Source organism: Micromonospora rhizosphaerae, assembly GCF_900091465.1.
GTDB classification, from domain to species: Bacteria; Actinomycetota; Actinomycetes; order Mycobacteriales; family Micromonosporaceae; genus Micromonospora; species Micromonospora rhizosphaerae.
This window is the reverse complement of the sequence record NZ_FMHV01000002.1, coordinates 5391598-5404501: the sequence shown is the minus strand read 5'-3', so window position 1 is coordinate 5404501 and position 12904 is coordinate 5391598. Positions and strand designations below refer to the sequence as shown.

The 12904-nt window shown below is 72.7% G+C and carries 9 protein-coding genes; all 9 read right to left on the bottom strand.

Annotated elements, in window-relative coordinates; all coding sequences use genetic code 11:
• Positions 1-3: 3 nt before the first annotated feature.
• Positions 4-729: a phage baseplate assembly protein V gene (locus GA0070624_RS25395; RefSeq protein ID WP_141715163.1), complete on the bottom strand. Its 726-nt coding sequence runs from the start codon at positions 727-729 to the stop codon at positions 4-6.
• A complete protein-coding gene (locus tag GA0070624_RS25390) occupies positions 726-1856 on the bottom strand; it encodes a phage late control D family protein (protein ID WP_091345358.1) in 1131 nt (376 codons plus the stop codon). Before GA0070624_RS25390 ends, GA0070624_RS25395 begins: the two co-directional genes overlap by 4 nt.
• Before the next feature lies 1 nt (position 1857).
• A complete protein-coding gene (locus GA0070624_RS35355; protein WP_218105296.1) occupies positions 1858-2439 on the bottom strand; it encodes a tail protein X in 582 nt (193 codons plus the stop codon).
• Positions 2440-2444: 5 nt separating this feature from the next.
• Positions 2445-3164, bottom strand: a complete 720-nt coding sequence (locus tag GA0070624_RS25380; protein ID WP_091345354.1) for a hypothetical protein — start codon at positions 3162-3164, stop codon at positions 2445-2447.
• Between the two features lie 165 nt (positions 3165-3329).
• A complete protein-coding gene (locus tag GA0070624_RS25375; protein ID WP_091345351.1) occupies positions 3330-3782 on the bottom strand; it encodes a hypothetical protein in 453 nt (150 codons plus the stop codon).
• A 26-nt stretch (positions 3783-3808) separates the two neighbouring features.
• On the bottom strand, positions 3809-7945 hold the full coding sequence (locus GA0070624_RS25370; protein WP_091345349.1) for an eCIS core domain-containing protein: 4137 nt from the start codon (positions 7943-7945) through the stop codon (positions 3809-3811).
• On the bottom strand, positions 7945-9090 hold the full coding sequence (locus GA0070624_RS25365) for a hypothetical protein (protein ID WP_091345346.1): 1146 nt from the start codon (positions 9088-9090) through the stop codon (positions 7945-7947). The genes GA0070624_RS25370 and GA0070624_RS25365 overlap by 1 nt, the downstream gene beginning before the upstream one ends.
• Complete coding sequence (locus GA0070624_RS25360) at positions 9087-11237, bottom strand: ATP-binding protein (RefSeq protein ID WP_091345343.1); 2151 nt, start codon at positions 11235-11237, stop codon at positions 9087-9089. The genes GA0070624_RS25365 and GA0070624_RS25360 overlap by 4 nt, the downstream gene beginning before the upstream one ends.
• On the bottom strand, positions 11234-12073 hold the full coding sequence (locus GA0070624_RS25355; RefSeq protein ID WP_091345341.1) for a Pvc16 family protein: 840 nt from the start codon (positions 12071-12073) through the stop codon (positions 11234-11236). The genes GA0070624_RS25360 and GA0070624_RS25355 overlap by 4 nt, the downstream gene beginning before the upstream one ends.
• Positions 12074-12904 lie beyond the last annotated feature (831 nt).

The window sequence follows — 12904 nt, the reverse complement described above, 5'->3', positions numbered from 1 at the left end:
GACTCACCCTTTCTCCAGAGCGATCGACTTGCCGACGATGCGGATCGGCTGGCCGGACGCGTCGATGGTCAGCGGCTTCTTCGCGGTGACGGTCACCGCGTCCTCGGTCAGCGCGATCGCGTTGCCGGTGGCGTCGGTGAGCCGGATCGCCCTGTCGCCGAGCACCACCACGTTGCCGTCCGAATCGGTGATGGTGATGCCGTCGGCGTCGAGGACGATCCGGTGGCCCTTGCCGCCCTCGCGCAGCAGCACCGCCTCGGCGCCGTCGGCGTCCTCGAACTGCACCGTGTGCCCCTTGCGCGTCTTGAACGTCTTGCGGGTGGGCACCGCCTGCGGCCCGTCGGCCTCCGTGCCGTCCGCGGCGTTGGGCTTCGGCAGCTCACTGCCCGCCGCGGGTTTGCTCCAGAACGTTCCGGACCAGATCGGGAACTCCGGGTCGCCCTCCTCGAACTCGACCCACACCCCGGCCTCCCGGTCCGGCACCAGCAGCAGGCCCTGACCGGCCGCACCGCCGTACGGGGCGCACGGGGTGGCCCAGCCCGTTACCACGTCCGGCCCGAGCACGCTGGGCACGCTGACCCGCAGCCGGCCCAGGCGCAGCGGGTCCTCGTTGTCGACCACCCGGCCGCGGTACTTGCCGAAGAACCGCCGCTCGGCGCGTTCCACCAGCGTCGCCACCATCCGCTCCAGTTCCTCGGGGACGCGCGCGGCCGCGGTTTCGCCCCTCACAGCGCACCCGCCAGCGCACTGAGCAGCCCGCCCGCATCGGCGGTGAACTGCTCGTCCCCGGACGGTCGCAGCGCGTTGCGGCGCACCTTGAACTCCTGCCGGTAGCCGTCGGCGGTGAACCGGTGGGTGACGTGGGTGACGTAGTAGACCCCGCTGTACGGCTCGCCGACCCCCTTCACGGTGACCGTGGCGTGCGGTTTGAGCACCGTGCCGTACTGGTTGGCGGCCACCTCGCCCTCCCCGGTGACGAACCAGGCCCCCCGGTCGCACAGGCCCTGGCAGAGCGCCTCCATCTCGGGCAGTCCGGTCGCCACGGTCTGGCCCACCGCCACCCGCCCCGGGTCGAGGCCGGCCTTCAGCAGCCCGTCCGGGCCGGTCGCGCCGAGCTGCTTCTCCGAGCCTTTCTCTGCGGTGGTGGCGAGCGGCTCGCCGGTGATCCGGTCGATCTGGTGCATGGTCACCTCCGCCGGGGCGAGCGCGTCCACCTCGAGCCGGAACCGGTCGACCGTGGTCTCGTCGCCGAAGTGCACCGCGAGCACCGGCTGCGGGCTGCCGGACAGCCCGGCCGGGCCGAAGTGGCCGGTGTCGCCGTCCACCCAGCACTCGAAGCCGTTTCGCAGCGCGAGCCGCTTGAGCAGTTGCAGGTCGGTCTCCCGCTGGACGATCGTGGAGACCTGCTCCTCGTGCACCACACGGGTGGCGGTGACGTGCGGCGTCAGCCCGTACGATCGGAAGATCTCAGACGCGATGTCGCTGTCACGCTTGCCGGCCCAGGCACGCAGCCGGTCCGCGCGGTCCATCAGCACGCCGGCGTCCAGGCCCCACACCTCAAGGACGCACTGCTCGGCGCCTGGCCCGAAGTCCGGCCGCAGGTGGGTAATGTAACCGGTGATCAGCTGCGGGCTGTCGCCGTCCAGCCCGGCACTGATCACCACCCGCTGCCACACCGTGAATCGCTCGTCGTCCAGGTACGCCCACGACCCGTCCGGCCGCGGCAGCAACGCCACGGTCATCCGGAACATGCCAGTGAGCTGCTCATCCAACTCCACCTCGAGCGACAGCAGGTCGTCGTAAAGGTCCGGGGCCTCGGCGCCGCCGATCTCGATGCGTAGGCTGTCGTGCGGCATGTCAACCGCCGGCCGCGACTGGCACCACGATCGGCTGGCCCACCTGGCCGGCGTCAGCCGGCGCACCGGCGGTGAACCCGGCTGCCCGGATCACCTCGATCAGCGCGGCGACGCCGACGCTCGCCCGGTGGAAGGTGATCACGACGGCCCGGTCCGGCTCGGCGACCGTGACGGTCACCTCCCGGCCGTCCACGGTGCGCGGCCGCCGGGCGAGCCGGGTGTCGTCGTCGACGAGCACGCCGTCGACACCGGCGGTGGCGGTCAGCTTGGCCAGCAAGACAGCCCAGGGCGGGTCGCCGGACACGGCCACCGGGACGCGTACGGTGCCGATGGTCTCCTGGTCGACCAGGGCGAGCGGGGACAGGAACTCCGGGTTGGCGTCGCAGATCCGCCAGAACTGCAACGGCCGCCCGTAGTACTGCCAGGCCAGCTGGTCGAGCCGGTCGCCGGCCGTCACCACATGCCGGAACGTGCCGGTGACCGGCGGCGTCACCCGGACGTCCTTGGCCAGCACCATCCGGCCGCGCGCGTCCGGCACGGTCACGTCCGGTACGTCGCGGTAACGGGACTGCCTGTCGAACACCGCCCTCACCCCGGCACCACGACGTCGGCCAGGTCGGCCACGTTGGCGAGGTTGAGCACCGACATCGCCTCGGTCATCGCCTTGGAGTACAGGTACGGCACGCTCTTGCCCTCGATGACGGTCAGGTTGACGGCGACGGTGGCGCGGATCGGGTTGAGGTCGGTGCTGAACTCGGTCTCGGTGATGTTCAGCGAGTTGATGTTCACCGGCAGCACCCGTTTGCGGCCGAAGATGAACAGCACCATCGGCGGGTTCTCACCCCTCGTGAAGCTGAACCCCTCCGGCTTGCCCAGCAGCGCGCCCAGCGCCGCGCCGAGCAGGCTCTCCTCCTTCGGGTGGACCATCAGCTCGAGGGTGGACAGCTGCGGGGCGATGCCGAACTGCTCGGTGATGGTGTCCCGTTCGTCGAGCCGGTCGGTCGCGTCCAGCCGGATGTCGAACCCGATGGTCTGCTCCTGCACCGTCACCAGCTGCTGCTTGCGCAGCTCGGACAGGTCCGAGACACCGGCGTGGAACTGGCGCAGGGTGCGTGGCGGCACCGCCGGAGCCTGGTTGGTCGCGGTGGCGGTGACGGTGGTGCCCGGCGCGGCGAACGTCAGCGACCGGTTGCGGGTCAGCTGGAGCGGGTTGAACTGGAACACCACGAACAGCGGCGGCAGGCTCAGTCCGAACTCGACGAAGGCGCCGCGCAGCACCCGCGGCTTGCCGGGGAATCCGTCGCTCATCGGCATCACCTCGCCAGTCCGGCGGCGTCGACGCGTGCAGGGCGCCGCGCGCGGCGGCGACCTTCACCGTACGAGCGGCCCGGCTGCGACTGAATAGACACAGACTCCCAGTTAGGGACCAGGACGTGCCCTGGTACCTCCTGGTCCCCGGCCGGTCCGCAGGGATCAGTCCGCGGTGTCGTGCTGCTCGATCAGGTATCCGGTGACGCCGCTGAGATAGTCGCCGGTGCGGCGGTCCAGGGCGGCGGTCACCAGCGACAGGGGGCACTCGGCGGAGCCGTCCGGCAGCCGTACCACCGGGAGCCGGTAGTAGGCGTCGTCGGTGTCGGTGAGGTCGATGTCCCAGGTCGCGCCGTTGATACCGAGGACCAGGACCAGGCCGGTGTGCCGGGCCGCGGCGTCGGTGACGGGCCGCTGGTCGAGGCGCAGCGCGTCGTCCGGGCCGGGATAGCGGTTGAGCAGGAAGGCCTCGAGCTCGTCCAGCGACGCCGGGCCGATGCCGAGCTCGTGTCCGATCAGCTCGTACAGTTCGTCGCGGGCCTCCACGTCCCGGGCCAGCCAAGACTGGAACTCCGCGTCGCTGTGCAGGCGCAGTGCGGCGAAACCGTCGTCGGCCATGGCAGCTCCTATCTACGGGTGGCTCTCTATCTGCGGGGCGGCAGGATGCGCCGGGAGAACTCGGTGCCGCCGCGGACGGTATCGCGCAGCTCGACCAGGATCCGCGCGTCGCGCAGCGCCTGCAGCAGCGGACCGCTGGCCTCGGTGTCGATCAGGATCCACTTGATGCTCCAGCCCTGGCGGACGAGGGCCGCGTCCCGCCGCACCTCGGCCAGGATCTCCTCGGACGCGTAGATCCTGCCGGTCTCGTACGCCTTCACCTCGACACCACGCCGGGACTTCACGTCGGCGATGTCCAGCCGGCGCACCTCCTTGCCAACCTCCACGGTCACCTCGGTCTCGCCCCAGCCGAGACGGGAGTGCTCGGCGGCCACCACGGCGTTGGCCTTGCGTGCCCGGGTCACGTTCGCCTGGTAGATGCTCTCCCAGGCCGGATACTCGAGGGTGCCGCCGATCAGTTCGTACATCTCCCGGCGGATCTTCTTGTGGGTGTCCGAGCCGGCCTCGTGCTGGCGGAGGCGTTCCAGCAGCTCGGCGTACCTGCGCTGCTTGGCTTTGGAGAGGCCTTCGGCGGCGACGTAGCCAACGCCCTCGCCGATCGGGCCCAGGTCCAGGGTGCGCAGGTGCCGGTCCAGGTCGACCTGGAGCTTGGCGAGTTCCGCCTCGGCCCGGTCGCGGGCGCCGGGCTCCATGGCCTTCATCCGGTCCAGCTGCGCCTCGATCAGCTTGGGTAGCTTGCGGATCTCCAGCTGGGCCTCGAACTGCGGCTTGTTGCCGGGGTCGAGGGTGTCGACGCCGACCAGGTCGCGTAGCCAGTTGAGAGCCTGCTGCACCCGGCCGGAGAAGCCCTGGTACTTCTCCATGGTGCGGACCGTCTCGGTGTGCAGCGCCACCGTGCCGGGCCGGGCGTCCGGGCCGCAGCGGATGCGGATCTCGGTGATCAGCCGGGTCGACGGGTCCACGGTGTAGTCCACGCGGACCGTGTCGCCCTTCAACGTGGGGTCGACGGTGAGTTTCTGCCGCAGGTCGGTGGGGAGCGCCCCGCGCAGCTCGGTGAGGGTGGCCCGGCGTTCCCCGATGGGCGCCGGCTCCGGCCGGGCGGTGGTGGTCTCCCGGGTGGCCGGGCCCTCCTCGCCAGCCGGCGGCTTCTCCGGGGTCGGCTTCTCCGCAGCCGTCCGCCCCTTGGCCTTGATCACGTTGGCGGCCAGGAACAGGCCGCTGTTCTGCACCGCCGAGGAGATCGCGTTCGCCCGGGCCCGGCGGGCCGCCGCGTGGGTCAGCGCCCCGGATCGCTCCTGCGCGGCGATCGACACCATCTGGTCGAGGAACTGGACGTTGCCCCAGAGCAGCCCGCCGTAGTTGATCGCCTCGTTGGCCGCGGCCACCACCTTGGACAGGGTCTGCGCCCCGCGCAGCGCCTGCGCCGCCGCCTCGATCTGGGCGGTCGTGGTGCCACCCTCCACGGTGATCGCGAACATCTTTTCGAACCGCTGCATCCGCAGGCCCGCCGCGAGCTGCCCGGCGGCGCCGAGGCCGCCGAGCACGCCGAGGACGTCGTTGACGGTCTGCGCGTCCAGGCGGAGGGTGCCCGCCTGCCAGCGGTGGATGAGCCGGGCCGCGGCCACCCCGGCGCCAACGACCGCACCGGCCACCCCGGCCGACGCCACGAACAGGCCGAGCGCGGCGAGCGTCATCACCAGGTCGTCGAGGCGTTTCTCGGCCAGGGCCCAGTCGGTCGGCTGGCTGTCCACCAGCAGCTCCGCCGGCGCGCCGGCCTCCAGGCCGAGGCCCGCGGTGCGTACGCCGATGCGGCCCCGCCCGTACGCCGCCTTGCCGCCGAACTTGGTCAGCGCCGACAGCAGCGCGCCGCTCGGGGTGTCGCCGAGCCCGATGTACGCCTCACCATCGCGGTTGGTCACGTCGCTGATCAGCCACCGGTGCTTCGTGCCGTCCCGCGCCATCGGGCCGGACGAGATGAGCAGCGGGTACTGCTCGCCGGTCACCTCGGAGATCAGCGTGGCGTTGAGGCGTACCGCCGGGGCGAGGTCGGCTCCGGCGCCCGCGGTGCGCTGCTGCTCGTGGCGTACGGCCAGGGCGATCTGGTCGTCGAGCTGCGCCAGTTCCTGCTCCCGCGCATATCCGGTCACGGTCGGATCGGTGAGTTTGGCGGTGCGGCGTTGCCGCAGCAGTTGCAGCGGCGTGCCCTCGAACCGCAGTTTCGCCTCGGCGAGCAGGCTGGCCAGGTACTCCGCCTTCTTGGCGTCGCCGGCCGCCTTCGCCAGGTCGATCTGCGCTTGCAGCTCGGCGAGCTGCGCGGCAGGCTCGTCAAGGGATTCCCGGACGTTGCGGTCCATCGGGGCGACCTCGGTGACCCGGGCCGCGACCGACGGTGGCCGTACGATCGGCCGGCCCTGCCGGTCCTCGTTGATGCCCGGCGTGGTGATCACCCGGATCAGGAAGATGCCCTCCCGCTCGAACGGGATCTCCTGCTGCACCCGCGGCCCGGCGAACAGGTCGGCGATCAGCCGCAGCGTCGCGCCCAGCGTGGTGACCAGCAGCGACACCGGCGCGAGCTCCAGGGCCAGCCGGTTCGCGGCGGCGTTCGAGAGCCGCTGCCCGGTGGTGTCGCCACCCGGGTTCGCGGCGCCGCGGGCGGCCCGCTTGGTGTCCTTCCACCAGTCGTCGAACTCGCGGGCGAACTCGTGCTTCGCGCCGCCCATGCCGGTGACGTCGGTGCCGGCGCCGGCCTTGGCGCCGGTGAACTCGGCGATCCGCTGGTCCAGGGTCTTTTCGGCGCCGGGCGGCGGCGGAGCGGTACCGACCGGGTTCGCGGCGAGCTGCTGCCGGGCGTATTTGGTGATGTCGAAGCGCTCCCATCGATAGTGGATGGTCTCGCCGACCTGAGAGATCACCTGAGCGGCGACAGAGAAGTTGCCGTTGGCCGTCCAGTCCACCTTGGAGCTGTAGGTCGGGTTCGCCTCGATCGGCACCAGCTTCGGGCCCTCGATCGACACCGGCCAGGGCGGCTCGTTCGCCGGCAGTCCGTCGCCACGGGTCTCGATCTGACTGGTGTACTGCGCGGTCCCGCTGCCGGTCTGCTTGCCGACCGCGGTCTCCTTCGCCTCGATCGACGGCACGAAGTAGACGATGTCCGCGGTGGTGACGGCGGCCAGGGCCGCGCGTACCCGGTCGGGTTCGCTGACGACGTCCTCGAAGCGGAACAGCTCGGGCTCGGCGGACTTGGCGGGTTTCTCGGGCTCGGCCGGCTTCTGGCCCTCGGCGGGGATCCGGTGGCCGACGACCGAGCCGCCGGCGGACTCCGGCATCCACGGCCCGTCCACGTCGCCCTGGAAGATGGTGATCGCGACCAGCCGCCCGCCCTGGTTGACGTAGACGCCCTGGTGGAACGCGAACCGGTGGTCCTCCTTGATCGACACGCGGTCGATCGGGGCGCCGTCGGTGTCGAAGAACGACACGTACCGCGCGGTCAGGCCGACGAACACCCGGCGACCGGGCCCGAACCGGATCCGGAACCCCTCGGCCAGCACCTGCGCGGCGTAACTCATGCTGTCGGCGAAGACCTCGAGGCGCTCCACCGGCCGGCCACCGCCGCCGCCCTTGGTCTTGGGCGCCCGCCACAGCACCGGGCGGGTGTGCCGCTGCTCGACGTGCGCCAGCTCGTGTGCGAGCAGCGGATAGCTGGCCGTGGAGGCGTCCCGTCCGAGGAAGATGTGGCTGCCCACGGTGAAGGCCGCGGCTCCGGCGGCGTCGGCCAGGGCGGCCGCCCGCAGGCCGTCGTGCACCCGTACGTGCCCGAGGCCCGCGCCGAAGCGCGGTTCGAAGAAGGCGCGGTCGGTGCTGCCCAGCGGCCGGCCCGCGCCGGCCTGCTCGGCCACCGCGGCCGGAACCCCGGCGGGCAGGTGCGGCGGTTCGGCCGGCCCGCCGATGGGGTACGCGCCCGGCGGGCTCGACAGCACCTGCCGCGCCCGTTCGTGGGCGTGCAGTTCGGGCTGGTCACCCGGCGCGGAGACGGCCCGGCTCAGGAAGTCGTTGCCGAGGCCACGGTGCTGCGCCGGAGCCCGCGCGGCGGCGGGCGGCGGCGTGGCCTGGGCGGCCGGGGTCCGTGCGGCCGGGACGGTGTGGGTGGTGGACCGGCCGGCCATCAGAACCGGAAGCCCAGTTTCAGCAGCGCCTGGTGTACCTGCTGGTCCTGGTCGGCAGCCGGGCGCAGCACCTGGTAGAGCGCCTCCCACTGGGTGGGGCCCAGGTCGAGGCGCAGCCCGCCACCGAGCTCGGGGCCGTGCCGCGGATCCGGGCCGGTCAGGTCCCAGCCGTAGCCGCCGACGAGCCGCCCGTACAGCGGCCGGAACAGCCGGAAGTCGAGGCCGCCGCCGACACCGGCCCGGACGAACGCCGCCTGATCGGTGAACGGCACGTCGAGCCGGACACCGGCCCGCAGCGCCCCGCCGGCCCACTGGAGCACCAGATCGTACCCGCCGGAGGCGAGCGCCCGCGGCCCGCCCGCACCGACCTCGCCGCCCAGTCCGAAGCTCGGACCGTGCTGGAACCGCGCCCGCCCGTACGCCAGCGCGCCGGACGTGCCCTGGAAGAAGTTCACCACCGGCGGCTCGTTGCGGTACCGCACGGTGACCGTGACCGGCTTGGTGTAGCCCTGCAACAGGTCGACGATCGCGTCGAAGTCGCCGCCCACGTCGATGCACCCGGAGCTGCCGGACAGCAGGCCGCCGTGCAGGAAGAACCCGCCGCGTTGGGTGACGTCGCCGAACGGGCCCTGCCGCAGCGCGCCCGGGGTGAGCGCGATCCGGCCGGTGCCCCAGTCCCCGGCGTGGATCCGGCGGCCCTGCACGGTCACGTCGCCGGCCCCGAACACCCCGCCGAGCTGGAGTTTCATCCGCTCGCCGAAGTCGAACCGCTCGATGCCGGCCGGCCGGAACGTGTACGTGCCCTCCGGGATCGGCCCGTAGTCCTTCACTCCGACGAACCGCTTGTCGTTCAGGTACGTGTCGGTCACCGGGTTCGCCCCGGCCGCCTTCGCGTCCTGCTCGCGCAGCACCACCGGCCGTCCCGACTGGGCGGACGTGCGGAAGACCTCGGTGCCGTCGCCGTACACGATCAGGTCGGTGCCGTCGAACTCCATGCTGATCGTGGTGTACGCCGGCTTCGCGAGGAACGAGTTCCCCAGCGCCCGGTCCCGGCTCGTCCCGGACGGCGGCGTCCGCGCCGGCACCGGCGGCGACGCCTTGCGGGTCTGGCCCGGCGACATCAGGGTGAACCGGTCGTCGCTCATCGCTGGCCACCCATCGGCTCGGTCCAAAGCCGCCCGATCTTCTCGAACTCGCGGCGGGTGCCGTCGAGGATGTGCCGCCGGTCGATTACCTGCCCGTCATCGGCCGCCAGGAACGCCGCGTTCAACACGATGTTGCGGATCGTCCCGCCGGCCACCTCGAACTCGCGGCCCAGCGCGTCGGCGTCGACGTCCGCGGCCACCGGCGCGGCCGCCGGCAGATGGGTACGCCAGATCCGCGCTCGGCTGCCCGCGTCCGGGAACGGGAACTCCACGACGAACCGCAGCCGCCGGGTGAACGCGTCGTCCAGGTTCTGCCGCAGGTTGGTGGCCAGCAGCACCACCCCGTCGTACTGCTCCATCTGCTGCAACAGGTAGCTGGTCTCGATGTTCGCGTACCGGTCGTGCGCGTCGGACACCTCGGTACGCTTGCCGAACAGCGCGTCCGCCTCGTCGAAGAACAGGATCGCGTTGCCGCCGCGGGCCTCGGCGAACACCCGGCGCAGGTTCTTCTCGGTCTCCCCGACGTACTTGCTGACCACCCCGGACAGGTCCACCCGGTAGAGGTCCAGGCCCAGGTCGGCGGCGAGCACCTCGGCGGCCATCGTCTTGCCGGTGCCGGGCGGCCCGCCCAACAGCGCGGTCACCCCGGTGCCCCGGGCGCCGAGCGTGCCGAACCCCCAGCCGCCGTAGACCCGCTGCCGGTGCCGGGCCTGCGCGCAGATGTCGCGTAGCATCCGCAGCTGCGGCTCGGGCAGCACCAGGTCGTCCCACCCGCAGGCCGGGTGGACCGCGACGGCCAGATCGGCGAGGCGGCCGGTGGAGCGCTCGCGGCAGGCCGCGTACACGTCGGCGAGCGTCAGCGCCCGCGGCTCGGCCTCGGCCAGCTGGCGCCGGTCGGCGGCCGCCGCGGCCGCCCGGATCGCGGCCGGGCCGAGCCGGAACCGTTCGGCCAGCTCACGCGCCCAGGGCTGCGGGTCGGGGGTACGGCCGGTCAGGGCGCCGGTCCACAGTGCGGTGCTGTGCGGCACGTCCGGCGGTGTCAGGGCGACCTCGTGCACGGGTACGTCACCGAAGGCCGTGCTGTCGCGCCAGGGCTCGGTGGTGGTGACGAAGGCGAGGCCGCCCATGTCGCGCAGGGCGCCCGCGAGCGCGGTGAGCAGCGGCCGACTGCCCTCGGTGGTCGTGTCCAGGCCGGCCAGGCAGAACGCGGCGCGGCACAGGCGGGCCTCACGGACGGCGACGGTGATCAGGTCGGCCGAGGCGGCGGCCGCGTCCACGGTCAGCAGGCCGAGGCCGAGCTCGGCGCTCGCCTGCCGGGCCAGGTCGCGGCGTCCGGTGTCGGGCGGCCCGTGCAGGACGAACACCAGTGCCGGGCCGGGCTCGTCGGCCGTGATCCGATGCCGTGCGGCCAGCCGGGCCAGCCCGGCAGCCGCCACCGGAGCCGCCGACCCCGAGCCGGCGGGACTCGCCAGGCTCGCCACCCCGGTCAGCCGGGCGTCGATCTCCTGCTCGGCACTGCCGAGCAGATGCCGGCAGATCCGCGGATCCATGGTCAGGAACCGGCCCAGGCCCGACGACCCGGATGGGCTGGCCGGATCCGGCACCACCCGCAGGATCCCCAGGCGCAACAACCGCGCCCCATCGTCGAACGACCGCAATCCCCGCCACCGCTGCTGTTCACCGTCATGCAGCAGCTCCAGCACGAGATCGACGCTGGGCCGCTTCCGGGTCATGTCGTCCTGCAGGTAGGCGTACAACCGGTCGTACTTGCGGCGCAGCTCCGGGGCGAGGCAGATCACCACGGCACGCAGCTCGTCGGCCGACAACCCGAACAGCCGCCCCAGCCGGGGCAGGGCCAGCGAAGCCCCGGCGGCCAGCCCGGCGCGCACCCGGGCCGCGATCACCGCGGACACCTGGTCGAGGACCTCGTCCAGCTCCGGCGTGGCCGGCTCGGGCGGGCCGCCGGTGTCCAGCAGCCACTCCACCTCGTCGCGGGTGATGTAGACGGTCCGCGCCGTCTGGCCCTGCGGCGCCAGGTCGTTGAGCAGGACCGCGGTGGCCAGCCGACGCCGGATCGTCAGGTCCAGCCGGCGCAGCTCGTCGGCCAGGTGGGCGAGGGTGTCCGGGTACCCGGCGACCGCGGTCACGGCGTCACCTCGACCACGAACGTGCGGCGGAACAGCGCGGACACGTCGACGCGTACCTCGTGGAAGCCGGCCGCCAGCCCGTCCGGCAGGGTGGCCGTGAACGTGTCGCCGTCCAGGGGCTCGCCGGTCAGCACGTGCCGGTCGCCGGCCACCACGTCGGCCCGCCACCCGGTCAGATGCTGCCCGGTGAAGGTGAGGACGGTGCCCGGCGGCCCGGCGGCGGGCGTCATCGCGGTGACCGCCGGTGGCCGCCAGGGCGCGCGCACGTCCGGCACGCCGATGCGGCGTACCCGCCGCGGCACCGGTCGGGCGCTGTCCGGCGACCGGTCCAGCTGCACGGTCGACACCTGGTAGAGCACCGACAGGCGGAAGGGCTGCGAGAACGTCGTCCAGATCCGGCTCAGCTCCTCCGGGTCGGGCGCGTACCCGGCGATCTGCACCCGCTCCCGCGCGTCCGCCAGGCCCGGCTCCAGATGCTCGGCCGGCACCGTCGGATGCTCGTGGAACACCCGCATCGCCTCGCCGAGGATCTGGTGCGCGGTCGCGTTCCCGGTCACCGGATCGTTCTGCGCATACGGCGTGACCAGGTAGAACAGGTTCAGCGACAGGGGCGCGTCGACCAGTTGCGGCGGCGTGCCGGGCCGGAGCGTCCAGTCCTGGTTCTTCAGGAACGCGTTCTCGGTGATCTTGTAAAGGAACAGGTTGATCCGGCGCGGCCCGGCGGTCTCGTCCGGTGCGAGGACGGTGACGTCGACCGCCGGGGTCAGGTTCATCTCGCCGCGCAGTAGGTTGCGCAGCGAGGCGCTGACCATCCCGATCGCGGTGGACGCGCTCATCGCGGGATCCTGCCGCGCAGCCGACCGACGTTCCGCCGCTCCCAGAACGCCGCCGGTCCGGGCCGCGGCGCGACCACGACGACGGGCACGGCAGGCGGGGCGGCGGGCGCGGGCGGCGGGGAGATCGGTTCCGGTTCGAGCGCCGGTTGCGGCTCGCTGCGATGTCCGGCCGCTTTCCGGGGTACGGGTGAGCGCGCGCGCAAGCCCGCCGGTGCGATCCCGGCGTCCTCCGGCGGCGCGCCGTCCCCGGTCGTGGAGCGGGGCGCGGGTTGCCGGAGCGGGCCAGGCTCTGGGATGCCGGTGGTCGTCTCGGCCGTCCGGCGTGCCGGTCGTGGGTCGGGCTGTGGGATGTCGATGGTCGTCTCGGCTGCCCGGCGTGCCGGTCGCGGGCCGGGAGGGGACGGCATTCGGCCTGGTCGCGTCGCTTGCGGCTGGTCGAGCGCGGTGTGTGCGGGCCACCCGTGGTGCTCTGGACCGGGCGTGACGTCGCCGACCGGCGCATGTTGATCAGAGGGTGTGGGTTCGGTCGAAGGGCTGTAGTTGTCTTGATCGGTGAGGCGTGCACGGTCGAGGCGACCTGGATCCTGTGGCGAGTCGCCGGAGGCGGCGCGGTGTGGCGGCGGAACAGGCGTGGGGGCCGCTGGACGCCTTTCGCTGTCAGGGTCTGAGTGCTGAGCGTCGACTCCCTTCCGATCTTGTGGAACTGCGTGGTCACGGTGCGGCACAGCTTCACAAGATCGCGAGGAGAAGGAGTGCGGCGGAGGGTCGGCGGCGGTTAGCGGTGGAGCGGGCGCGGCCGGGAGCGGTGGTGGTGTGACGCCGGGGACGCGT

Bases quoted from the DNA above. Each gene is read 5' to 3' on its own strand.
- GA0070624_RS25390 (WP_091345358.1), bottom strand. From the start codon at position 1,856: ATGCCGCACGACAGCCTACGCATCGAGATCGGCGGCGCCGAGGCCCCG.
- GA0070624_RS25380 (WP_091345354.1), bottom strand. From the start codon at position 3,164: ATGAGCGACGGATTCCCCGGCAAGCCGCGGGTGCTGCGCGGCGCCTTC.
- GA0070624_RS25375 (WP_091345351.1), bottom strand. From the start codon at position 3,782: ATGGCCGACGACGGTTTCGCCGCACTGCGCCTGCACAGCGACGCGGAG.
- GA0070624_RS25355 (WP_091345341.1), bottom strand. From the start codon at position 12,073: ATGAGCGCGTCCACCGCGATCGGGATGGTCAGCGCCTCGCTGCGCAAC.
- GA0070624_RS25370 (WP_091345349.1), bottom strand. From the start codon at position 7,945: ATGGCCGGCCGGTCCACCACCCACACCGTCCCGGCCGCACGGACCCCG.
- GA0070624_RS25365 (WP_091345346.1), bottom strand. From the start codon at position 9,090: ATGAGCGACGACCGGTTCACCCTGATGTCGCCGGGCCAGACCCGCAAG.